General features: G+C 38.3%; 23 protein-coding genes and 1 tRNA gene. 8 read left to right on the top strand and 16 right to left on the bottom strand.

All coding sequences use genetic code 11. The features are described 5' to 3' along the window. Positions 1-18: 18 nt before the first annotated feature. Positions 19-981, top strand: coding sequence for a PAS domain-containing protein (locus tag U5J89_RS10115; RefSeq protein ID WP_322575505.1), 963 nt, complete (start codon positions 19-21; stop codon positions 979-981). Continuing rightward, positions 896-2758 carry a PAS domain S-box protein gene (locus U5J89_RS10120; protein ID WP_322575506.1) on the top strand — a complete coding sequence of 621 codons (1863 nt, stop codon included), beginning with the start codon at positions 896-898 and terminating at the stop codon, positions 2756-2758. Before U5J89_RS10115 ends, U5J89_RS10120 begins: the two co-directional genes overlap by 86 nt. 36 nt (positions 2759-2794) lie before the next feature. Here the strand turns inward: U5J89_RS10120 and msrA are convergent, their stop codons facing one another. Then, positions 2795-3469, bottom strand: coding sequence for a peptide-methionine (S)-S-oxide reductase MsrA (gene msrA, locus U5J89_RS10125; RefSeq protein WP_322575507.1), 675 nt, complete (start codon positions 3467-3469; stop codon positions 2795-2797). A gap of 80 nt (positions 3470-3549) precedes the next feature. Next, positions 3550-3993 carry a DUF1801 domain-containing protein gene (locus tag U5J89_RS10130; RefSeq protein WP_322575508.1) on the bottom strand — a complete coding sequence of 148 codons (444 nt, stop codon included), beginning with the start codon at positions 3991-3993 and terminating at the stop codon, positions 3550-3552. 298 nt (positions 3994-4291) lie between these two features. Between U5J89_RS10130 and U5J89_RS10135 the strand changes: the two genes are divergently transcribed. Then, positions 4292-5293 carry an aldo/keto reductase gene (locus U5J89_RS10135; RefSeq protein ID WP_322575509.1) on the top strand — a complete coding sequence of 334 codons (1002 nt, stop codon included), beginning with the start codon at positions 4292-4294 and terminating at the stop codon, positions 5291-5293. 50 nt (positions 5294-5343) lie between these two features. On the opposite strand, the gene U5J89_RS10140 is transcribed toward U5J89_RS10135, so the two are convergent. The 5 genes from U5J89_RS10140 to U5J89_RS10160 all read right to left on the bottom strand — a co-directional run bounded on the left by U5J89_RS10140 (position 5344) and on the right by U5J89_RS10160 (position 10495). After that, positions 5344-6129: a M23 family metallopeptidase gene (locus tag U5J89_RS10140; RefSeq protein ID WP_322575510.1), complete on the bottom strand. Its 786-nt coding sequence runs from the start codon at positions 6127-6129 to the stop codon at positions 5344-5346. Positions 6130-6425: 296 nt separating this feature from the next. Further along, the gene (locus tag U5J89_RS10145) at positions 6426-8639 is read right to left on the bottom strand and encodes a patatin-like phospholipase family protein (protein WP_322575511.1); all 2214 of its coding nucleotides are present in this window, start codon (positions 8637-8639) and stop codon (positions 6426-6428) included. A 184-nt stretch (positions 8640-8823) separates the two neighbouring features. After that, positions 8824-9618 (bottom strand): M23 family metallopeptidase, encoded by a 795-nt coding sequence (locus tag U5J89_RS10150; RefSeq protein ID WP_322575512.1) that lies wholly within the window; start codon positions 9616-9618, stop codon positions 8824-8826. 81 nt (positions 9619-9699) lie between these two features. Continuing rightward, a complete protein-coding gene (locus U5J89_RS10155) occupies positions 9700-10038 on the bottom strand; it encodes a tRNA-binding protein (protein WP_322575513.1) in 339 nt (112 codons plus the stop codon). A gap of 7 nt (positions 10039-10045) precedes the next feature. Next, positions 10046-10495: an acyl-CoA thioesterase gene (locus tag U5J89_RS10160; RefSeq protein ID WP_322575514.1), complete on the bottom strand. Its 450-nt coding sequence runs from the start codon at positions 10493-10495 to the stop codon at positions 10046-10048. A 138-nt stretch (positions 10496-10633) separates the two neighbouring features. Here U5J89_RS10160 and U5J89_RS10165 point away from each other — a divergent pair, with 138 nt between their 5' ends. Beyond that, positions 10634-11512 (top strand): redoxin family protein, encoded by an 879-nt coding sequence (locus U5J89_RS10165; protein ID WP_322575515.1) that lies wholly within the window; start codon positions 10634-10636, stop codon positions 11510-11512. 64 nt (positions 11513-11576) lie between these two features. Here the strand turns inward: U5J89_RS10165 and U5J89_RS10170 are convergent, their stop codons facing one another. Genes U5J89_RS10170 through U5J89_RS10180 form a run of 3 tightly spaced genes read right to left on the bottom strand, consistent with a single transcriptional unit; the run spans position 11577 to position 12662 of the window. Further along, positions 11577-11801 carry a GNAT family protein gene (locus tag U5J89_RS10170; protein ID WP_322575516.1) on the bottom strand — a complete coding sequence of 75 codons (225 nt, stop codon included), beginning with the start codon at positions 11799-11801 and terminating at the stop codon, positions 11577-11579. Further along, complete coding sequence (locus U5J89_RS10175) at positions 11761-12126, bottom strand: GNAT family N-acetyltransferase (protein WP_322575517.1); 366 nt, start codon at positions 12124-12126, stop codon at positions 11761-11763. The genes U5J89_RS10170 and U5J89_RS10175 overlap by 41 nt, the downstream gene beginning before the upstream one ends. A gap of 56 nt (positions 12127-12182) precedes the next feature. Next, positions 12183-12662 (bottom strand): hypothetical protein, encoded by a 480-nt coding sequence (locus U5J89_RS10180; RefSeq protein ID WP_322575518.1) that lies wholly within the window; start codon positions 12660-12662, stop codon positions 12183-12185. A 352-nt stretch (positions 12663-13014) separates the two neighbouring features. Between U5J89_RS10180 and U5J89_RS10185 the strand changes: the two genes are divergently transcribed. The 4 genes from U5J89_RS10185 (at position 13015) to U5J89_RS10200 (ending at position 16810) form a co-directional block, all read left to right on the top strand. Next, entirely contained in the window at positions 13015-14244 is a 1230-nt protein-coding gene (locus U5J89_RS10185) for a site-specific integrase (protein WP_322575519.1), read from the top strand. 424 nt (positions 14245-14668) lie between these two features. After that, a complete protein-coding gene (locus U5J89_RS10190; protein ID WP_322575520.1) occupies positions 14669-15532 on the top strand; it encodes a hypothetical protein in 864 nt (287 codons plus the stop codon). 84 nt (positions 15533-15616) lie between these two features. Next, complete coding sequence (locus tag U5J89_RS10195; RefSeq protein WP_322575521.1) at positions 15617-15901, top strand: helix-turn-helix domain-containing protein; 285 nt, start codon at positions 15617-15619, stop codon at positions 15899-15901. 24 nt (positions 15902-15925) lie between these two features. Then, positions 15926-16810 carry a hypothetical protein gene (locus U5J89_RS10200; RefSeq protein ID WP_322575522.1) on the top strand — a complete coding sequence of 295 codons (885 nt, stop codon included), beginning with the start codon at positions 15926-15928 and terminating at the stop codon, positions 16808-16810. A 358-nt stretch (positions 16811-17168) separates the two neighbouring features. On the opposite strand, the gene U5J89_RS10205 is transcribed toward U5J89_RS10200, so the two are convergent. The 6 genes from U5J89_RS10205 to U5J89_RS10230 all read right to left on the bottom strand — a co-directional run bounded on the left by U5J89_RS10205 (position 17169) and on the right by U5J89_RS10230 (position 22125). Beyond that, complete coding sequence (locus tag U5J89_RS10205) at positions 17169-17930, bottom strand: hypothetical protein (RefSeq protein WP_322575523.1); 762 nt, start codon at positions 17928-17930, stop codon at positions 17169-17171. Between the two features lie 198 nt (positions 17931-18128). Continuing rightward, positions 18129-18686 (bottom strand): hypothetical protein, encoded by a 558-nt coding sequence (locus U5J89_RS10210; RefSeq protein ID WP_322575524.1) that lies wholly within the window; start codon positions 18684-18686, stop codon positions 18129-18131. A 475-nt stretch (positions 18687-19161) separates the two neighbouring features. Further along, positions 19162-19680: a hypothetical protein gene (locus tag U5J89_RS10215; RefSeq protein ID WP_322575525.1), complete on the bottom strand. Its 519-nt coding sequence runs from the start codon at positions 19678-19680 to the stop codon at positions 19162-19164. A gap of 312 nt (positions 19681-19992) precedes the next feature. Beyond that, entirely contained in the window at positions 19993-20508 is a 516-nt protein-coding gene (locus U5J89_RS10220) for a hypothetical protein (RefSeq protein WP_322575526.1), read from the bottom strand. Between the two features lie 165 nt (positions 20509-20673). Further along, the gene (locus U5J89_RS10225; RefSeq protein WP_322575527.1) at positions 20674-21726 is read right to left on the bottom strand and encodes a sialidase family protein; all 1053 of its coding nucleotides are present in this window, start codon (positions 21724-21726) and stop codon (positions 20674-20676) included. A gap of 314 nt (positions 21727-22040) precedes the next feature. After that, positions 22041-22125: transfer RNA gene (locus tag U5J89_RS10230), tRNA-Leu, on the bottom strand. Positions 22126-22426 lie beyond the last annotated feature (301 nt).

The following is a 22426-nucleotide window of genomic DNA, read 5'->3' on the forward strand; positions in this document are numbered from 1 at the left end:
AGGGCTATATAACAACTAATGGAGAAAAGTGCAGGTTCTCGTTTTTCTGATGATATAGAAGAGCTCTTTAGCAGTGGGACGGTAATTTTATTTATCTGCGCAGCTACTTCAGATTTTCCTATTCTCTCAGTCAGCCAAAATGTTGAAGATATTTTGGGATTTCCACCTTCTTATTTTAGTGAACAGGAGAACGGTTGGTCAGATCGGATTCATCCTGATGATAAAAAGGAGGTTTTTGCTCAGTTTCGGAGCGTCCTAAATGAGGGTGGGACAGCAATCAATGAGTATCGTTTTAAAGCAAAAGGAGGAGAGTATATTTGGTTGCGCGATGAAATAAAGGCTATTGAAAATGAAGATGGCAACGAGCTTATTTATGGTTCCTCCATAGATATTACCGAACGGAAAAAAGCAGAAATAGCCCTCAAGGAAAATAAAACTGAAGAGCTAAAACAGGAGGTTACACGACGTGAGGAAGCAGAAAAAAAGTTACAGAAGCGCCTGGAATATGAAAAAGTGATCTCTCAATGTTCAAAATTACTGCTGGAAAGCAACTCTTCAAAAGCCGTAAAAAAGAGCTTGGAATTGCTTCAGGATGTTACTGAAACCGATCGAGTTTTTCTCTACAAAAATAGAGAGATTGATAATGAGCTGTATTTAGAACCGGTATCAGAAGTAACCAAAGCTGGAGTTGAACCCATCGTTGAAAACCTGGACCGAAAGTTCAAATATTCCGATCTTCCCTGGTTGCATGAGAAGCTGTCATCTCTTAAAAAAATTCATGCCCGGACTGATGAATTGCCGGATCCCGAACAATCTATTTTACAAGATCAGCAGGTAGAGTCAATTTTAGTTATTCCTTTCAGCGTTGAGAATGAGTGGAAGGGATATATTGGGTTTGCGGATACACAGAAGAAAACGAAAATGGGACGAACAGGAAATTTCGTTACTAAAAACAGTTTCCCGAATTATAGCTGCTTTTGAAAAACGGAAAGTTATCGAGGAATCGCTTGTTAAGCAGCGAAACTATACCACTACTATTTTGGACAGCTTGCCGAGCATCTATCTGCTGATGGATGAAAATTTACAATTTGTAGAGTGGAATAGTTGTGCCGAGCGCTACACCGGTTATTCAAGTGATGAGATAAAATCGAAAACAGCTTTTGATCTTATCAAACCTGAGCACCATGAATTATTAGAAAAGGCAATAGATCAGGTTAGAGAACAAAAGGGAAAAGGTACGGAGTTAAATCTGCTGACTAAGTCGGGAGAAACGATTCCCTTTTTCTGGCGTGGCTATTTTATAGAACTAGATAATGAACGATTTTTCTTATGTGTTGGAATTGATATCACCCAGCAAAAAGAAACGGAGCAGGAGTTGCGACATGAGAAACGATTCAATGAAGCTCTGTTAGAGAGTTTGCCCGGGATCTTCTATATGTTTGATGAAGAGGGAAATTATATTCGCTGGAATGAAAATCAGCTGGAAGTAACAGGTTATACTAATGAGGAAATGCAAGAAATATCACCAGCTGCTTTATTTGATGATGAGGAATTTAAAAGAATAGAAAAAAAGATAGAATCGGTATTTAAGACAGGGCAAGCTGAAGTAGAGGCGAAACTAAAAACTAAAACGGGCGAAAAAATTCCGTACCATTTTACTGGTAAATTATTTGAGGCAGATGACGAACAATATATACTGGGTGTGGGATATGATATTTCTGAACAAGTAGAAGCTCGTGAAAAATTGAAGAGAAGTGAAAAGCTTTTCCGGAATTTATTTCTGAATGCACCGGCTGGTATTGTAATGGTTGATCCTGAGAATAAGGTATTAAATATCAACGAGAGCTTTGAAAATATGTTTGGATTCAGCCAGGAAGAGCTCAAGCACAAAGATATTGATGAGTTTATTGTGCCAAAAAAAGAACGGGGGGAAGTGCCCCGAATGCCGTTGAAAGAGTATGCCTTTGAAAGGTTCCACAGAGAAGCAAAGCGCCTGACTAAAGAGGGAGATCTTATCGACGTATTCATTGCTGCTATTCCGGTTTATATCGACGATGAACCCATTGCTGGGTTTGGAATGTATATCGATATTACAGAAGAGAAACAGCATGAACAAGAGATTACAAGCTCACTGAAAGAAAAGAAAGTGATGCTGAAAGAAATTCATCACCGGGTTAAGAATAACCTGGCTATTGTTTCTGGATTACTTCAGCTGCAAATGTATGAATCGGACGATCCATTGATACGTGATACGTTGGAGGAGAGCGAGCGGCGTATTCAAACGATGGCGCTCATTCATGAGCAGCTCTACAATTCTGACAGCTTGGGTAGCATTTCTTGTGACACTTATATCGGTGATCTAGTAGAGACCATTCGAAATACTATTGGTTCCGATCAGGATGTTAATGTGAATACTGAAATTGAAAGTATAGAATTGGATATAAAACGAGCAGTGCCATTTGCACTTTTAATTAACGAAGTAGTTACAAACTCATTCAAGCATGCTTTTGATGACGAAAATGACAATTCCATTACTATTCGGATAACCGAGCAGGACGGGCAGGTTCAAGCACATTTAAGCGATAATGGCAAAGGACTGCCTGATGATTTAGAGCCAGGAATGAGTGATACGCTGGGAATGAATCTCATTGAAAACTTTGCCCAACAGTTAGAAGCGGAGTGGGAGATGGGCAGTGATAATGGAACCTATGTGAATTTACAATTCAGTATTGATGAAGAAAATACAGGAGCTGTGTAAAGATTCCTGATAACTGTATTTTGGCTCAACTTAGAGCTATTCTTTCACCTTATCTTTAAGCAGGTGAGAAAAATCTTTCCGAAACTTTTTTAGCTTGGGAGCAATAACTACCTGACAATAACCCGCATTGGGATTATTTTCATAATAATTCTGGTGATAATTCTCAGCTACCGAATAGTTTGACAGTGGTTCTATTTCGGTAACAATGGGATCTTCCCAAAGATCAGACTTATCAGTCTTTTCGAGCGATTTCTCGGCAATTTCTTTCTGTTTTTCATTGTGATAAAAAATGACCGATCGGTATTGGGGGCCTACATCAGCGCCTTGCCGATTTTTAGTAGTGGGATTGTGCGTGTGCCAAAAAACTTCGAGTAGCTGTTCGTATGTAATAACAGAAGGATCGAAGGTGATACGTGCGACTTCGGCGTGGCCGGTTTGTCCCGATGAAACCTGCCGGTAGGTGGGATCGGGTAGCTCGCCGCCCGCATAGCCGGCAACAGCTGATTTTATGCCTTTGACCTCTTCAAAAACCGCTTCGACGCACCAAAAACAGCCTGCCCCAAAAGTTGCTTCTTCCATAGTTTTTGAGTTCATGGTGTCAGTAGTATTATTGGATTGAGCCTGTAATACAGCCGATGATAGTATTACAAAAGAAATAGCTGTAAACAGTAAACCCGGTATTTTATTGATCTGTGAATTGTGTGTAATCATAAGTGATACGATTTAATTACACATATCAACACAAAAGAAGGCCCAACCGTTTAAAAAAATAGGAGCAAACTTCAGAGTGACTACTTTCGTATCTCTTCGTATGCTTCTATAAACTCATCCGGCGTATGTTTGCCTATAATAGTTGCAATTGCCTCAAGAGGCAGATCAGTAAGCATATTGAAGCGGAGACAAGAGCGCCCCATGTCCATTTTTTTGCCGGCCTTTTCAAATTCTTCTTCCAACCAATCCTGTAGTTCTTCATCCTGATATACCGACATTAGGTAAAGAGCATTGTGATTTTTCTGTGCGGCCAGACCTATGTAGCTAAGAGGTTGATTGTTATAAGTGTCGGGATATTTTTCAAGAGGAATTTCATAGCTGATCATTCCCCAATTGATCGTTTCTTGATAGCCCTTGGGAATATTATTGAGAATTAACTCCCGCATCTCTTCAATTGGTTCTCTGCGATATTCGGGAAGTTCTTCAATGTATTCTTCTACAGTTTGAGCCATACTCTTTGCCATGACAGAAATTCGTTGGTTAATTTTTGAACATTAAATATGTATCGTAAAATAATTGAGTTCAGCAAATTGTATTTGCTGATAATGGTATTGTTCTTGCGATTATATAAAAACCGGATTTCTATCACATAGAAACCCATTCAATCCGCCCTTAATATAAGTGCTATTAATGCCAATTTCCGCCCCAAAACAGTTCCTGTCTAATTAGGTAATATTTAAACGATTTTACTTTAAAAAACCTTGTAGTTATAGATTGGAAAAAAACTATTAATCTAATTGTTAAAGAACTGACAACATTATTATGGAATATCGATTTTTAGGACGATCAGGGCTTAAAGTTTCTTCTCTGTCATTTGGGTCATGGGTTACGTTTGGCGATCAGATTGATGAAGATGTGGCTTACGACTCTATGAAAGAAGCCTTTGATGCCGGAGTAAACTTTTTTGACAATGCGGAGGCGTATGCCGGAGGGCAGTCAGAAATTATGATGGGTAATATCATTCAAAAAGCAGGATGGAAACGTACGGACCTTGTACTGTCCACCAAAATATTTTGGGGCGGTGAAGGTCCCAACGATCAGGGGCTTTCATTCAAGCATATCAAGGAGGGTACCGAAGCAGCATTAAAGCGCCTGCAAACCGATTATGTGGATCTTATTTTCTGCCATCGCCCGGATAAGCATACTCCAATCGAGGAAACGGTTTGGGGAATGAATCAGATGATAAAAGAGGGTAAGGCTTTATATTGGGGAACCAGTGAATGGTCGGCGCGCCAAATACGTCAGGCGTATGATTTTGCTCGTCAAGAGCATCTGCGTCCACCGCTGATGGATCAGCCCCAATACAATATGTTCCGGCGCGAGAAGGTAGAAAAGGAGTTTGCTCCTTTGTATGATGAGATCGGTCTGGGCACAACTATTTGGAGTCCCCTGGCCAGCGGATTGTTAACCGGCAAGTATAACGATGGCGTGCCGGAAGGGAGTCGTTTGTCAATGGATAAATACGACTGGCTGCGCGAAAAATTACTTGAGACCGAAAGCGGTCGTCAGAAGCTTAACAAAGTGGAACAACTCGCGGAAGTGGCCGATGAAGCGGGAATTCCGATGCCGCAGTTTGCATTGGCCTGGTGCCTGAAAAATGAAGATGTAAGTACGGTTATTACCGGGGCATCAAAGCCTGAGCAGGTTGAGCAAAATATGAAAGCAGTTGATGTTGTCGATCAAATGACGCCGGATATTATGGAACAGATTGAAGAGATTCTTGATAATAAGCCGGAACCGGAAGCAGATTATCGTTCGAACTAGCCGGGAATATAACCACCCGGAGCTATCTCGTTTCGGGTGGTTACTTCTTTTTATTCCCGATGTTCATAAATTAGACCTTCATAGAGAATTGAATATTGGTTTTTAAAATAAATCGGTACTGATCGTTCTCCTGCCGTAACAACAAAATGAAGATGAGGGAATGTGGCATATCCCGTGCTGCCGCTGAATCCTATAACCTGACCGGCATAAACTATGTCGCCCATTTCTACAATGGCCCCATCTTTTTGAAGGTGGGCATACGTTGCTACAGTGCCGTCATCATGGCAAATCATTATTTGATTTCCTTTATCTTTCAGGTCCGGATTATTGCCTCCTTTGCTATATTTTTCTACTACATGGCCTACTACTCCACCTCTTGCTGCGGATATAAGGCTGCCTTCAGGCATTGCAAAATCAAAGGCGTACTTCGACATAATCTCATTATGAGTATGTTCTGATTTGTTGCCCTGGGCAAGCTTATAAGATTCTCCTTTTGGATAAGGGAGCTCATATTCGTAGAGATCGTCGTGGACAACATGGGGATTTCCCAGAATAAAGTTGTAATCAAATAACTCTCGATAATTTTGCGAAAGTACTTTAGGAGGATCGTGCCACTTGAATAATATTCGTTTTTGTTTTTGGGGAATAAAAGTTTGAAAGGAAGTATCGAGTTCCGTGGATTTTACAGTTAATATAATAGGGCAGGGAAACGTGTTATAAACTTCCGCAGAAAAATAATTTTGTTCCTTGTCAATATCGGGTTTGACAATCAAATTCTGTGCATCAGCGATTCCACAGGTACTGAATAACAATAATATGCTAAAAAGTAGTCGCATAACGGCCATTATTTCTTAGGCTCACAACGTCATTTTGTTTTTGTTTAAGAATCTTTGCAAAACTGTACTGTCATCGCGTCTTGTCCCGCCATGCGGGGAATGTAATGCGGCCTGCCTGCGCGGAGCCTTCCTTAAAAATCTACACTACATAATGTAAAAGCTACGGCATAGGCAGGCTTCACGGGTTCGCAATGACAAAATTAATATTTCGGGTTTTGCAAAGCCCTATTTAAAAATAGATGAATTTTTATCTCCTATTAATTAAACATTTTTTTGACAGTGTAGTTGCTTTTTTCTCAGAAATGATATCCCATATTCAGTTTTACAGCATAACCGCTGGTAAAGTCTGGGGTTGAAAGTGTAATTTCAATAGGTCCCACAATAGATGTTGCTCCGAAAGAGAGGGAATACCCCGTTTTCAGTCGTTCCTGGTCTATATTAAAAGTCCACTGATCGGAAAGGTGTGCAAGGTTCATACCTCCGCCAATATAGATATTTTTATTAATTCTGATCTGTAATTTCGAACGGAGTGCTTTTATATTTGCGGCGCGAAGCTGTTGGGTAGGGTAGCCCATAAAGGGTATCTGCCTAAGTTCAAAAACAGGATTTTGGGACAGGCCTCCCGCATAATAGTAGTAATGAAGCGGTAATTCAGTAGAAGAAGAATATCCGGCAAAAAGCTCGTTGGAGATATTAACTCCGCTCATGAGAGGAATGGTAGAGAACCATCTTCCGGAAGCCTGATAAAAGCTTGCCGAGCTTCCCCATCCGGGTTCAGAAAATTCAGTCTTTAGACGCAGAGATTGTCCTCGGGTTGGGAAATAGGGGCGGTTTAGCGTATTAAAATCAAAGGCCAGAAAAGGATTGAGCAGGAAGGTGGTATTACCTAAAACAAGGGTATTTCCGATAGCTTCATTTAAATTATATAATTCTGTTTCGAGGCCGATTTCAAAATTGGCCTTTTGCCATAACTGTACGGCGATTGACGGTTTTATAGTTAGCTTCTCAACATCTATGCTTGACAAAGCCTGATCTTGATCATAGTAATTGATGGGAGAACGCTGCAAGTTGAACTCTGCTTTAACATGAGCCAATGGAGCAAGACTAATGGGGATTCTGTAATCTGAAGTAAGTTCCAATATTTCTCCGGCTCTCAGCTTCATGGTTATCCGATCATTTATAAAGATATTATCGGTAAAAGAAGCCCCAAATAGCAGCGCCGCTTTATATTGGCTGTCGTATCGCATGCTAAAGCCGGCATACTCCTGTTCTTTGTGCTGAAATTCCAGAACAAGTTTGTTGCCCTTCGCATCCTGATTTTTTTGCAGCCGGTATGATATTTGGCTAAATAGTTCTGACTCGTAAAGTCGGGTTATCTTTTGTTCGAGCTGTGAGAGCATAAGCTTTTCCGGGAGTTGTATGTCGAGAGCAAGAAATACCTGTTGCTGTTGTATTAATCCTTTAAGATTGTTGAGTGAAATATCTGAGACAAGAATAGTATCTTGCCGGGTTGATTCAATTGGTTTAAATGCAGAAGGTGCTGTGTTGTGCTTGGCCAGTCTCTTTTTAATTCTTGGAAGTGCCTGGCGGGCGGCCTGCTCTCCACGTCGAATAATTTCGTCTACCTTTTCATAGCTAAAGGTAGAAAACTCGCTGATATTCGGACGAATATAGATATCCGTTTTCTCTTTTTGGATAATATCTGACTCCTGTTGATGAAACCCCACAGCCTGAAAAAGTATGTCAACAAATGTATTTAAGCTATCAAGTTTTCTAATGGGTTCCCCTACATCAGATGCAATTACAAAGTTGGCACCAAGGTTTTGTACGTCTTCAACCGGTAAGTTTCGAGCAACACCCCCATCGATATATGATTTTCCATCAATATTAACCGGTTTAAAAATGCTGGGGATGGCAATGCTGGCGCGAACGGCATCAGGCAGGTAGCCGCTGGAGAAGGTTTTGGGCTCTCCCGTTGCCAAGTTAGTTGCCACCGCTGAAAAGGGGATGGGCAGCTTGGTAAAATCTCTTACATCATGAAAAGGAAGCATCAGCCTGTAGAGCATCATAGATATATTTTGACCATCAATGAGGCCGGCAGGAAGCGAAAGCTGTCTGTCATTAAAGGGAAAAGTAACAAGGTATGTATCCTTTTTTTGGATACTATTTGAAATTTGTTGAGGATTAATCTGATAGCTGTCATTTAAAAGAATATTCCAGTCGGTAGTTCGAGCTATCTCTTCGATCTCTTGGGGCGAATACCCAATAGCATATAATGAGCCAATGATAGCTCCCATGCTGGTGCCGCTGATCATATGTACAGGTATGCCTTCTTCCTCAAGTACTTTGAGTACCCCGATATGAGCAAATCCCTTGGCTCCTCCTCCACTTAAGGCAAGTCCCAGTTTTGTTTCTTCGTCTGTGTTGTTTTTGATTTCTTGCTGTTCTTGCTGGGCAACTCCTAAAAAGGGTAAGGATAAGAAGAGTATTAGCAGTAAGGTCCTACGCATGTCGAATTTGTTCAAGGTTGGACCTTCCATATAAGTTGGATTTGATGCATGTGTTTAAGGATAAATATATGATAATGTAAAAAGATCAGCGAATGGGAGAGATTAATTTTTCGTAAGTTTTTTGTCAAAATATTAGATAGAAGTTTGGAAATGGAAAAATATTTGAAGACGAATATTAATCGACTTAAAAATTCAAATTTTGTCCGTAAGAGAATCCGCTTTTAAGGGTATCGGGAAGTTCTGTAAATTTTACTGGAACAGATTTTGATCCGGCCAGAACAACAAAATGGAGGTGGGGCGTGGTAGAATATCCTGTATTTCCACTAAAACCGATAATCTCTCCGGCGTAAACTTTTTCACCAATATTAACGATTGCTCCCTTATATCGCAGATGGGCATAAACACCTACGGTGCCATCATCATGACAGATCATAATTTTATTGGCTTGTTTTAGGTAATCTTCCTTGTCGCCGCCTTCTTTGTTGTTGGCACTTACAAATCCGACGGTGCCCCCTCGTGCAGCACTAATCAGGCTATTTTTGGGCATGTCGAAATCGAAGGCATATTTTGAGTTTGGCAAGTTATGGGTAAAAGCTGAGTTGTTTCCCTGGATAAGCGTATGTGATTTTCCCAGGGGATAGGGTAATAAATATTTATAGCTGGAATCGTGAATAGCGTCGGGATTTCCAAGTGTGAGATGATACCGTATTTGGCCCTTGAATTCGGCGGGAGAATCTAGCGAATCGATGGGGAGTTGTATGAGCCTATCCTTTCTCCCCTTCGGTACAAATCGTTCAAATTTCGTATCTATTGAATCGGGTTCAGCTTTTAAATAAACGGGGCAGGGTAAATTGTTTTGAGCCCATAGCGTGAATTCCTTGTCCGATATGTCATCCCAAATAAAGACAGCCTGGGCATTGGAATTCTGTATCATCCCCAGCACTGCGAGAAAAGTTAAAAGTGTGACAATTATTCGCATGGGATCGTTTGGAAAATAATGAATAGTTCACCTACCCAATTTAGACTATATAACAGTATTATCTATTACGAAGTTTATACATTAACTAAGTTTGCTGCCATTTGGAATATTTTTGTCGGGTACTGCCAGTACTACGCTGCCATCATCCCTGTGAAATCCGGTAATGAGACATTCCGAAATAAATGGTCCAATTTTTTTAGGCGGAAAATTTACTACGCCAACGACTTGTTTATTAATGAGTTCAGTTATTAAATACAAGTCAGTAATTTGGGCGCTGCTCTGTTTAATACCAATTTCTTTTCCAAAGTCTATCCACAGTTTATAAGCAGGTTTATTAGCTTCTGGGAATTTCTCGGCTCTAATGATAGTCCCGGTCCTGATTTCGACTTGCTCAAATTGTTCCCAACTGATTGTTGACATAAATTATTTACTGATTTTGCCATTCAAATGATTCTGTTCGGGGAAATTGCATAATAACGTCCAATAGCTTTTTGGGAGGGGTGGCCAGCTTTCGTTTCTCCAGATTTAGCCAAGCTCCTTCAACGATAATTTGCGCTGCTTTATCGCCGTTCTGTTTAAATATTTGGTGGAGAAAAGTCCATCGGGAACCATCTTTACGCATCGTTGCTACCTGACAGCTTACCGTAATTTGCTCCGACAGTCCGATCTCCTTAAAGAATTTTGTTTCTTCCCGAAATAATATAGGTCCAAGAGACATCTCGGAAATCTCTTTGATGGGTAGTCCAAAATCCTGAAACATAGCAACACGTGTTTGGGCGGCGTAGTCGTTGTATACCGAATGCCGCAAGTGCCGATTGGGATCCATATCAGCCCAGATCACTTCGTACGTTTTCCGGTAATCTGTATTACTACTCATAAAAAGTTCATTTGCTTTATTGGGAGAACATAAGCTGTTACTGGTATTACTTTTATTCTATTAGTGTAACACTAAGAATAGATACTCGTATTTATCACTAGACGCATTCATTATTATGGTAATAGAAATTACTTTGCTATGCGAACATTTTTAAAAGCTTTGTTAGCCTTATTAAGTGGTGTAATTACGCTTTTTGTTGCAGGTTATCTCTTGTTGATGATAAGTACAACGGCAGGGTTTACAGGCATTATAGTTCTGTCTTGTGTTTTTGGGATGATCTTTAAATCAACGGGGAAATATGGATTGGTGATTTATCCAATATTGGTTTCAGCTCCCTCCATGGTTGTTTTGGGGATGCTAACTTACAATACAGGATCTATCGTAGGATTTATTTTTCCTCCTGCAGGATTGTTATCTGCGATAGTGGGTAACTATATCGTTTATCATACTGATGGTTTGTTCAGCCAAACTTCACTTCGAATAGCCGGAAGTTTTGCAGCTGCCTGTCTTTTACTCTTGACAACGGTCATCCCAAATATACATGTGCTGGATACTTCAGAATGGGTTGATGAACCGCTTCCCAACGCAGAGTTGACATCCATTACGGATGATAGAGTTGCAGTATCGGAATTGGAGAGCGATATCGTAGTCCTTGATTTTTGGGCAACCTGGTGTGGAAAGTGTATCCAATTGATGCCAGAGCTGGAGCGATTGGATGAAAAGTATGGCAATAATCCCGATGTGACGGTGAAGGCCGTAAATACCAGTCAGGGAGATTCATTTGATGAGGTGAAGGAGTTTGTTGCAGAAAAGAACATTGATATCGAAGTTTTATATGATAATGACTCCCGGTTTACCGATAAAATGGACGTTGGGGGCGTTCCCTATACGGTGGTAATTGATACGAGAGAAGAGGAGATAAAAGTACGAAAGCATGGTTTTGCTCCGGGTGAGGATTACGTGAGAGTAATGAGCGATCACATCGACCAATTACTGCAGGCTTCAGATCAATCTTGAAAAGGATTCTTTATTGCTTGTTTCAGAGGGTTAAGAAGGGCAGTACGCAGTGTTAATGATCGTGTTAAGCAACATCTTCCCATTCTGATGAAAGGACGCGGTAAATCACCCGATCTTTATACTGGCCATTCAATTGAATGGCTTCTTTTTGGATTGCTTCTTTGGTAAATCCCAGACGTTCAGGAATTGCTCTGCTCTTTTTATTGTCGATGGCACAGTGAATTTCAACGCGATGCAGGTCCAGCTCATCAAAAGCATGCTGGACAACTTCGGCACAGCATTTCGTCATAATTCCGCTTTCCCTGGTAGGATTTGCCCAGCCAATATCCCAGCGAGGTTTTTTGGTTTTGCCAATCTATGTTATGGTGACCAATAGTTCCTGCAATGGAACCATCTACCAAAATTGCAGCCTGAAAACCTTGATTGTTAATCCATTGCTGTTGGGACTCTTCTATGAAATGAGCCGTATCTTTTGGCTCTTGCACCGAGTCCACCCACGGAAGCCACTCGGCAAGGTATTCCCGATTCTGTTCCGTCAATTGAAACAGCTCCTCGGCATGTCGAGCTTCCAGTAGCTCGAGTTGTATATTACTATCTATTTGCCGGTTAAACATGCGGATGTGTGCTGAATAACTTCAGAAATATTCCCGAAAATAAGTCCAGGGTAGCTTTATGCAGCTCTAAAACGATCGGAAAACTCCAGGCAAAGCAATAAGGTGATACCGTAACCCAGGTGCATAATTAACCCTGCAAGTATATTGAGTACGGGGAACCAGGTATCCATATAGAATATGCCAAATGACTCTCCTCCGGCCATAGAAATTGCAGGCGATACAATAACGGCGGCCACAATTGATATTATAACACCATAGAGAATCCCTTTTACCAGCCAGTTGCCGGGAAGTTTATTGTCCAGAAAAACGACATAGATTAAAGCCAGTAATATTCCGCCAATATAATAAGCAACATTTCCCCAGAGAATGTTATAGGGGTCCTGTTCATGAATATGGTTGAAGATTTCCTTCAGCATGTATCCCACATCAATAACGGGGAGGCCAATGCCGCTCGATAGAAATGAAAGCATTGACATCATAAAGGTAGCGATAAGACCGCAAATAACGGTTTCCGTAAAAGAATATGTGCGTTCCATAAGAGATGTACCCAACGTAATTGGTTGAAAAGTTTATTTATATATAGATAGTATGAGGCACAGAAACAAATAAGAACTGTCAGTTGAAAGGTGGTTTTCAGGTACCCACCAATAAATAATATCCTAAAAACAAAAAAACCCTTGCAAGTCAATAACTTACAAGGGTTGTGGTGCCCTGGACTGGACTTAAATATTGTTTTGCCATTCTTTCCGTTTCCGAAAAAACCTCCCTTAAATCGTTTAAATAAGCACATTGTATTTTTATTCTTGCCTTTCCCGCATAATAATTCGATAATTGTTTGTACCAATATTTGTACCAACTTGTTTAACTCCAATCTTTGCCCGAATTATTATGAGTCTTACTATCAACCTGGTTCAACTCAAGAGAAAGAAAAAGAAAGACGGCACTATACCAATTTATATTCGATTAACGGAAAACGGAAAGTCACGCTATAAAAGTACAGGTGTTGCCGTATTACCGAAATACTGGAATAAAGAACGTCAAGAGATTCGAGGATCTCATCCAAGATCAACAGTTTTTAATGATCGATTGGAAACCCAACTATTAGAAGCAGAAAAAAAGAAGAACAAACTTAAACATGAGGATAAGTTAGATCTTGATTCCCTAAAGAATCATATAAAAGAGGAAAAGTATAATAGCTTTATCAGTTATGCTGAACGGTACCTCGAAGAACTTGATCAAGATGATAGGTATTGGGAGCACAAGCGTTTTAAAGTGTTACTTGGTCAACTAAAAGATTTTATAGGAAATAGGAATGTACCAATAACTAAAGTTGATGCTGGCCTGATAGAAGAATTCCAGGAATATCTTTTAACAGAGCCTAAGAATAAGGAAGGAAAAAAGGTCGGTAATAACCCAAATACCGTTCGCAGAAAATTGCGAACCTTAAAGGGAATGTTTAATAAGCTGATCAAGTCAAAAAAGATTAAACAAGATCCCTTTTTAAGTGTTGATAAAGTAAAGGAAGTTCCGGCAGATAGGACAAAACTTAGTTATGATCAAATTAAGTCTATTGAAAGTCTTAATTTAGAAAAAGATTCATCGCTTTGGCATACAAGGAATTATTTTATGTATAGCTTTTACAATGCGGGTATTCGATTTGGTGACTTATGCACGCTTAAATGGGAAAATATTGTTGATGGGAAATTAACTTACAATATGCGAAAAACGGGTACCCAAAAGAGGATAAAACAGCGGAAGCAATCAAATAGGATATTAGATTTTTACAGAAAGAGTGATGTAGCTCCTGAAGATTATATTTTCCCCATTCTTGATGAAAAGATCACAAAACCACGAGTTTTACAGCGTAAAATTAGCAGTAAAAATGTAATTGTTAATCGGAATTTGGATACACTTGCAAAGAAAGCAGGAATAGAAGCAAAAATAAGTTTTCACGTATCCAGACATTCATTTAGTCAATACGCTCTAGAAGAAGGATTGGATCTTTATCAGATTTCAAAAGCGTTGGGACACAGTAAACTTAAAACGACTGAGCGTTATCTAAAGCAATTTGATGAAGAATTATTAGAGGAGGGAATGGATAAGTTATTTGAAAAGTAAAAGCGTTAGAAATACGCTCACTATCGGAAAATCTGTTATCAAAATATTGCTACTATGTTAGTCAACGCTTTTTAACGCTTTTTTATAAAACTGAACGTAAATAAACGCTCTTTTAAAAAGCGTTACAATCCGTTATTAACGGATCTTTTTAAATCTATTGAATAAGCAAAAAACCTATTCCATAAGATTTACGCTTTAAAATAAAACTGAGCGTAAAACTAACGCTTTAAGTTGTACGGAAAATTAACGCTTTTAGATTACGGGATTTTACGGGAATTAATGCTTTAATGAATTTTGATAAAGCGTACCAATGTGATTTTAATCCGTAAAAAAGCGTTTAATTTTAATCTGAGTAAGACAGAGAGGTTATAGCAAAGTAAATTGATTCAAAAGAATAAACGAATTTTAAAACTTATATAGCGAAATGATTAATAAAGTAATTTCCATAAATCCCAATGAAGGGGTTTCATTAAAAGTTACTAAACAAGTCATCCAATTATACGATTCAGCAGAGAAAAAGAATGGTAAAATAGTAGCCTTTAATGAGTTAAAATCTTTTGCTCTCCATTTAAAGGATGAAAGGGAAAAAGCGTTAGATTCGTTAAAGGAGAGCGAAAAATGGTTTAAAAAAGGAATAGATTTTCTGGACAAGTGGGAAAGACCATATCGAGTTGGTGAAACAACAGAAGAGGACATGGATAAAATTAGCCAATTGGTCAATTCATATCCAAATGTATCATTAGATGATATGTGGGAAAATCATGACAAGCTAGATTCTTTTAAGCTAGGTAGCTTGCTTCATTATATTAAGGATAACGAAGAATTTATTAATGAAGTTGATTCTATTGATTTATATGGTTCAGCAATGGAGGTATATGAGAAAATATTACAATTAGATTATCTCCATCTAATGTTAAAGCGAACTGAATTCGCGATACAATTATTAGTTGAAAAGAGGTTTAGCGAAAAGTTAAGAGAGAGAGATTTTAAAAGAGGACAACAAATAGAAAATAAATCAGGATCAAAGCCTGGACCAGATACTCCAGCAAGATTAAGAAATGATATTAGGTTAGTATTAGAGAAAATTCTGGATAAAAAGAAATTTCTTAACAAAAAAGGAGATGTCATAATAAAAAGAGCTGTTGACTATGCTGCTGATAATCCAGACTTCTATAAAGAATGGATTGATGAAAAATCACCGCACAAAGATGGTGGATACAGCATAAGGCATTTGCAAACACTTTTTTCTGAAGAATATGGAGAAATGAAAAGTTCTAACTCTTCATGAAGAAATAGCATCACTTCTTAAAATAGGTGAAAATTCTAAACTAATTGGAGTGTTCAAGAAACCGTAACCAAGAACACTTCAATTATGAAACATTATATATCATCTAAAGAAGAGCTGAATGAAACGGTTAAAAAAGCCGTAGAAGAATTATTACAAAAAGAACTTCCTTCCATACTTCGAAAAGCCAAGCGTAAAGAATGGATCAATACCAATGAGCTTATGGAGCTCACCGGCTGGTCAAGGCGTACCATCCAATATTTGAGGGATGAAAAAAGGATTCCCTTTAGCCAGGAGGGACACCGCATACTTTATCCCATGGATGGTATTGAAGAATACCTAAGAAGCAATCAGGTAAATCCCAAAGATTAGCTTTTAGGGTGGTTCGTTATGGAGATGAAGCATTACAGACATTTTTCTGATGCTACTATTACCCTTATAGGGAATAGTTGTCAAATAAAGGATAATATTTCAGGTCTTTCAGAAAAAGAGAAAAGATCTATAAAGTTTTATAGAAACATGGTTGGGTTGGGTCGATTCAAGAAGGTCAACCAACCTCCTAAAAGAGAAGCTGGTGATATAAAAGGATTTTCAAGGAAATCCAGGCTTCGGCTGTTAAAAAAAACGAATAGGGTTGATCATGAAAATAAGTCTAAACCTTATTTTGTTACGCTAACCTATCCAGAACGATATCCAGTCGATCGAGAGGAGTATAAAAGTGATTTAGATACTTTTTTAAAACGGTTGAAAAGGGCGGCAGGAGATGTAGAATATCTTTGGAGGTTAGAAGCTCAAAAAAGAGGAGCACCTCATTATCACTTACTTCTTTACATAGAAAGAGATATTAACTTATCTCTTTTCAAAAAATGGGTATCACAAAATTGGTTTGAGGTTGTACAACGAAATTGGGATATCAAAGATGGAAAACATTTAAGAGCCGGTACCAACTGTAAACGCATAAATGATTTCAGACAAGCTAGCTATTATGTATCAAAATATATGGCCAAAACTGATGATGAAAAGCTAAAGAACCAAGGCCGATATTGGGGAGCTTCAAGAGGTTGGGAAGATTTTATCGCTGAAGATAAGTTGGAAGGAAAAGAGCTTATCATTTTTAGACGGATTATAAGGAACTATCTTAAACGCAAGAGTCCAGCAATGGCAAGAAAGGTAGCTAGGGGCGGTAGTATTGAAATTTGGGCTCCTAAGAGCTTTATAATACGAGCTTACCTATACAGTAAGATTGCTGCTGAAGAGAATTCACCTTTTGGGAGGGGATAGGTATATCTAATTCATAAGTTAAAACAATGTTGAAAAAGGAGTGTGTCGAGAGATGCACTCCTTTTCTTTTTGGTGCATTGGAGTAAAAAATGAGTGTAAAAGAGAATTCTCAACCTTTTTCAGGGATGAATTTGATTAACGGCAAAAGGTAGGTTTGAGGTTATTTATAGAGAATAGGGCACCCCTGGGCTTGTTTATAGTCCCATAACTCACCGTTTTTGATATAATTACTTTTTGTCGTTTTAGCTAAAAATATGGCTCACAACATTGCGCATAATCAGCAGGCGAAACAGTGTTGAAAATGAAAGGGAGGTAAGAGGATGGCGAGGCACGTCAGAGTTAATGCGCGGGTTAGCTGCTAAGTCGTACGCAATGTTTGAATTTTCATCTTTTGAACTGTTGGATTAGAGCCTATTTCCATGAGTTCTCTATGTCCCAAAACCATTACCTGATCAGAAATATCATCCTCAATTTCCTCAGGACTAGTGACAATTTTAGGATGTAATTTGGATAACCTTTTGTAATATGATTTTAGCCAACTAGTATCAAAACCCTCATCTTTGGAAATTTCTTTGTCAGCAACCTTTTTCGAATGATTACTTTTAACTTCCTCTAGGGCAGTAACAGCCTTTTCTAATTTCTCATAAGGAAATGAATTGTAAAAATAGTAATCTTTGTCTTTGTATCGTGGATCAAATGGTAACAAAGAGAATTGTAAATATAATATCAGTTCTTCGCATTCTTCATTAATAACAGCCATCTGAGGCAGCATTTTCTCTCCCAACCCTGATCCATATAGTGCTAGTCTATTGGAAAATTTTTCTCTCTTTCTTCTTACCTCGTCAACAAAGTGATTCATAGTATTAATGGATTCAACATCCATATCATAATCTGGATCTTTTTTTAGGGCACTTCGGCAAGAATGAAATATTAAAAATACTACTAAGTGTGCTTGTTCAAATATATCTTTTCTCAATGGCGCCCATCTTTTTGAATCACGCCACGATAGAATACTATTTATTACTACGAAAACAATAAAAAGATCGAGTAGTAAAAAGAGAAGACTGTTAATGATGTTGCCAGGGCCAATTGTACTAATTAACTCTTTAATGGTTTGCAAAATAACTCTCTTTTAGACTTATCTATTCTACTTTAGAAAAACTAGGTTAAAAAGACTTACAGCTAACAACATTGCGCATAAGCTGCACACGCATTACTGTTGAATTAGCAACTAACGAAAGATGGACTTTAAAACCAAGGGTGGCAAAGAATTGGCGAGGTGTGTCCGCTTAATGCGCTGGTTAGGTGGCTGGGTTATTTAATTTAGATAGATTCCAACTTTTAAACCTATAAGAGGGCTAGACGGCATTCCAGAAAAGAATGGTTCATCCAAATACCAGCCCAAGCCATACCCTAAAAACAAATCTAAGTGTGCTACATCACTTATCTTTCTTTGAATGCCCCAAGTAGGCCCTATCCAAAATTCATTTTGGTTGTTTATATAGTTAGGCTCACCAACACCTTGTAAATCTAATAAAGTATATAAACCGATATAATTTCCACTAAATCCAGAAATTGTTTTATTCTCTTTTGAACGTTTGTCTAAGTTGTAATAATATCTGGGGAAAACCTGAATGTATGGATTAGAATCTTTGAGAATATCTATCCCTGAAATACCTTCTTCAAATAAATTAAACCCTGCAGCATTCATTACAGAAATTGATTTACTAATTGCCAATTCCATTTCAACTTCTATTGGGTAGGCATTGATACGAAATGATGGAGACTGATTTCTTTCATTTTCAGTTTTCTGTTGAGCCAATAGGAGGATTGGAAATAATACTAACAATAGTATAGTTGTTGAGTAGCGTTTCATAAGTCTCTTGTTTTAAGGTTTATTTTTAAATTATGTAACTTGAAAATCTATTTTCTCAAATATTAATGAATAGGTCAAGCATTTTCTCGTAGCCACATAACCTAGTCTTATACGTATGAATTAATCAATATGTAGTGTACAGATAATATTGCAAATCCTCCAATAAAGAGTTTTGAGGTTGTTATGTACGGAAATCTAAAAAAATAAAAATCAGGATGGCGAAGGTGGGGGTAGGCTATATAAACAAGGGGGTATACTTTTCTAAAGGGCGAATTTTCAATCAATATCGCTTGGTGACCCTGGTTATTTAAAGATGGGGGTGCTTCGGGAGGTTCATTTTCGGAAGATCTGAGTTAACCTCCCATAAGAATTTTCAGAAATTATCAAAGACCATTTATCGGCAACTAATTTCTTCAATTGAAAATATTGCCTCCTACTGCCGTAACAGAGATTAATGTAAATATATTGAATAATCCTATTCGGGCTTAATAGCATTGAATCTGCCAGTAATTTTGATAAGTCCTGAATCGGGTGGGGTTAATGTATCTGTTATACTTATTTTACCAGATATTATACCTTGCGAATAGTCCTCAATCGTAATAGTACCTGATGACAAAACATATGGAGTAAAAGGGAAGAAACTGCTTGGACTTATGAAAAGACAATGTGAGTTTAAACCATCAAGTTCAATATTTCCACTAGAGTCCCAAGGCACATCAAAAAAAATACCATAGCCTTCGGAAAAACTGTCGGGGACAAAGGGAACTTTTCCTGCTTTAAGGTTCAAATGTAAATATTGATAATCCCTGTAATAGGTAGTTTCGTCTAAAGTGTAAGTTGCACTGCCAGATAAATTATCTTCAAAGACACCCGACGTTGACAACTCAAATTTACCGTGTTCTAGTTCATTGGTTTCAGATTCTGAAGGAGAGGAACAGTTGCTCAGAATTGTAACAAGCAATAGGAGCCTGATTACCTTGGTTGGGAATTTCATGATGAATGAATTTAATGTTCCGCCGGCGTAATATTTCTAGCCAGATGTAGTCTGTATTTCTATTTTCTGAAAATAATTACTCAACTGCAATTAAAAACTGCTACTGGAGCCATTATTAATTTATCTGAGCAATTTCCTATCTGCTTTTAGTGCTAATTGCAACTCAGATTTTTTCACCTAACGACATTGCGCATAAGGGGCGTGCAAAACAGCGTAGAATTAGTTTTAAAATTTACTACGGAAACTGACTAAATCGAAACTGGCAGCCAACGGCGAGGCACGTCCCACTTAATGCGCTGGTTAGGTATAGTGTCAAAAGTTTAACGGATCATCTGTTTTTTGTGCTTTAAAATCTCCTTCTACCAATACTTTTTCTGAACCTGAAGGTATATTACTTACTTCTAGTGTTCCTGATATTAAATTAGCACTTTGCTCTGTGATAGTTATTGAACCATAACGAATAAACATTATTTCTAAACTATTTGGAACCACATAGAGACTATTAGAATCAGAATTACCAAGGTACAACGTATTTGAAGAAGTCATAGGCGTAACCAATAAGAGACCATAATTACTTGCAAAAGAACTGTCAGCTGAAGAGGTTCTTTTTCCACCAGTTAAGCTCAAGCGAAATTGTTTTAACGAATCATTAAGAGTTTGAAAAGTGAACTTAGCTTCCCCATCAAATTCATTTTCAATAGCACCTGTCGTTTTAGCTACGAACGTACCCGGATCTAATTTACTATCTCCAGAAGTAGAAGAAGATGAACAGCTGATGAGCAAAATAACTACGATTAGAGCAAAAAGTAATCTTGATGAAGTATTCATAATTGACATGAAAAGTTTTAGTTTTGTTTAACTATACCTAACGACATTGCGCATAACCTGCGCACGCATTGATATTGAATTAGCAACTAACGAAAGAAGAGGCTTAAAACCAAGGCCAGCAAAGAATTGGCGAGGTGCGTCCGCGTTAATGCGCGGGTTAGGTGGCTATTCTTTTTCTCCTCGAGTTATTGTTTTATAAAGTTTACAACCGAAAGTAGCATAAGCGATTTTGTCAGTTATAAATTGAATATTTTTTCCACATCCATCATTTTCCTCCGACTTTTGAACAGTCCAAGTTTCTCCGCCATCTTTAGTACTTAAAACAGTGCCACTACTAGTTATTGCTAAAGCATTTTGTTGGTCTAAAAAGTCAATTGCAGATATTGCATCTGATTTAGACTCCTCTTCTGTAAGGGGATATTTGAGTGTCCATGAACTTCCACCGTCAGTGGTATAATACATATGTCTAAAATCGCCAACTACCCAACCTTCGTTATTGCTGAAAAAATAAGTATCGTAAGCAGAAGTATTTCCAAAGTTTGAAAAGAATTCGGGTAAGGAAATTTCTTGCCAAGAGCTGCCACCATCATTTGTGTTAATCATTTTTTTCGGTCCGACTATCCAAACCAAATCTTCGTTGACTGAGTGAATTCTTTCAAAGCGAAATTCCTCGTAACCAAGATCTAGATATTGCCAACTTCCTCCTGTATTGGTTGTATAGGCAACGGCACCAAATGGGCCAGCTGCCCAACCATTTGATTGATTAACGAAAGAAACCGTACTAACACCATAACTCGGCTCATCAGGTCCTATCATCCTGTGTGACCAACTTTGGCCTCCATCTGTTGTCTTGTGAATAACACTACCTGTTACAATTCCTGTTTGAGAATCAAAAAAATACAAATCACCTGCCCTAGTGTAATTTTCAATAAAACGAAATTCCCAATTTCTTCCACCGTCTGAAGTTAAAGCTACAAATGCTTTGTCTGGGCCGTCCCGAAAAATTGATCCTGTGGCCCAACCATTATTTTCATTCAGAAAATGTAAGTTTGTAACTCTAATTTCTTGAAAGGCCTCATCGGTTTCGAAATTTACATTCGAGTTTGATAGTACTGTAAACCACCCAGCAGGTTCTTCGTAATTATCGTCATCACTGTTTAAAAGGCTACAGCCTCCAAGAAAAATGATTAAAACGAAAAAAATGTATTTTTTAGACATATCTCTTTTTTAGAATGTTAGCCACCTAACTTTATTTATCGCAACTAGGTTATTGTATAAATTATTATAATACAATTGTTTAGTGTCTTAAATAAAGCGATAAAACACAAGATTTGTATTATTTGGCCATGTTATATCACAGCTAATTGATATAATATTGAGTCATAATATTCGGCCGTTATACTAGAGCGCGAAGAGAAGTAAACTTTTAAAGATTGTAATATTGTTTGTACCAATCTTTGTACCAATAAAAAAGCCGTAAGGGTTAAGTTGTTGTTTCTTAACACCTTACGGCAATTATTTATTGCTAATTGTGCCCTGGACTGGAGTCGAACCAGCACTCCCTAAACGGGAACTGACCCCTCAAGCCAGCGCGTCTACCAATTCCGCCACCAGGGCTAAACTACGCTAAAGCTACGTTTAGCTTTAGCCAAATTGCTGGAAGCGGATACCCATTAATCCTCCGAAGCTTTAGCGTAGGAGGGTTCCGCCACCAGGGCATAGGTTTAATCAATAAGTAAAATTTGAGCCAATTTTTTTAGCCTAGTAGTTTTAACTTGTCCTCCGTAGCTTAATGCGAAGGAGGGCTACCAGCACAAAAGTCAAATTTTCAAGGCCTCAAATATAGGAGTTAATCCCGATAATTAGAAACAAAAATTGATGTAACATGCCGGGTTTATATCTCACCGAGTTGTTCCTG

This window comes from Fodinibius sp. (genome assembly GCF_034521915.1).
GTDB lineage: Bacteria > Bacteroidota > Rhodothermia > Balneolales > Balneolaceae > Fodinibius.

Excerpts from the sequence above, each read along its gene's own strand:
- U5J89_RS10115 (WP_322575505.1), top strand. The coding sequence starts at position 19 with ATGGAGAAAAGTGCAGGTTCTCGTTTTTCTGATGATATAGAAGAGCTC.
- msrA (WP_322575507.1), bottom strand. The coding sequence starts at position 3,469 with ATGATTACACACAATTCACAGATCAATAAAATACCGGGTTTACTGTTT.
- U5J89_RS10130 (WP_322575508.1), bottom strand. The coding sequence starts at position 3,993 with ATGGCAAAGAGTATGGCTCAAACTGTAGAAGAATACATTGAAGAACTT.
- U5J89_RS10135 (WP_322575509.1), top strand. The coding sequence starts at position 4,292 with ATGGAATATCGATTTTTAGGACGATCAGGGCTTAAAGTTTCTTCTCTG.
- U5J89_RS10140 (WP_322575510.1), bottom strand. The coding sequence starts at position 6,129 with ATGCGACTACTTTTTAGCATATTATTGTTATTCAGTACCTGTGGAATC.
- U5J89_RS10145 (WP_322575511.1), bottom strand. The coding sequence starts at position 8,639 with ATGCGTAGGACCTTACTGCTAATACTCTTCTTATCCTTACCCTTTTTA.
- U5J89_RS10150 (WP_322575512.1), bottom strand. The coding sequence starts at position 9,618 with ATGCGAATAATTGTCACACTTTTAACTTTTCTCGCAGTGCTGGGGATG.
- U5J89_RS10155 (WP_322575513.1), bottom strand. The coding sequence starts at position 10,038 with ATGTCAACAATCAGTTGGGAACAATTTGAGCAAGTCGAAATCAGGACC.
- U5J89_RS10160 (WP_322575514.1), bottom strand. The coding sequence starts at position 10,495 with ATGAGTAGTAATACAGATTACCGGAAAACGTACGAAGTGATCTGGGCT.
- U5J89_RS10165 (WP_322575515.1), top strand. The coding sequence starts at position 10,634 with ATGCGAACATTTTTAAAAGCTTTGTTAGCCTTATTAAGTGGTGTAATT.
- U5J89_RS10170 (WP_322575516.1), bottom strand. The coding sequence starts at position 11,801 with ATGACGAAATGCTGTGCCGAAGTTGTCCAGCATGCTTTTGATGAGCTG.
- U5J89_RS10175 (WP_322575517.1), bottom strand. The coding sequence starts at position 12,126 with ATGTTTAACCGGCAAATAGATAGTAATATACAACTCGAGCTACTGGAA.
- U5J89_RS10180 (WP_322575518.1), bottom strand. The coding sequence starts at position 12,662 with ATGGAACGCACATATTCTTTTACGGAAACCGTTATTTGCGGTCTTATC.
- U5J89_RS10185 (WP_322575519.1), top strand. The coding sequence starts at position 13,015 with ATGAGTCTTACTATCAACCTGGTTCAACTCAAGAGAAAGAAAAAGAAA.
- U5J89_RS10190 (WP_322575520.1), top strand. The coding sequence starts at position 14,669 with ATGATTAATAAAGTAATTTCCATAAATCCCAATGAAGGGGTTTCATTA.
- U5J89_RS10195 (WP_322575521.1), top strand. The coding sequence starts at position 15,617 with ATGAAACATTATATATCATCTAAAGAAGAGCTGAATGAAACGGTTAAA.
- U5J89_RS10200 (WP_322575522.1), top strand. The coding sequence starts at position 15,926 with ATGAAGCATTACAGACATTTTTCTGATGCTACTATTACCCTTATAGGG.
- U5J89_RS10210 (WP_322575524.1), bottom strand. The coding sequence starts at position 18,686 with ATGAAACGCTACTCAACAACTATACTATTGTTAGTATTATTTCCAATC.
- U5J89_RS10215 (WP_322575525.1), bottom strand. The coding sequence starts at position 19,680 with ATGAAATTCCCAACCAAGGTAATCAGGCTCCTATTGCTTGTTACAATT.
- U5J89_RS10220 (WP_322575526.1), bottom strand. The coding sequence starts at position 20,508 with ATGAATACTTCATCAAGATTACTTTTTGCTCTAATCGTAGTTATTTTG.
- U5J89_RS10225 (WP_322575527.1), bottom strand. The coding sequence starts at position 21,726 with ATGTCTAAAAAATACATTTTTTTCGTTTTAATCATTTTTCTTGGAGGC.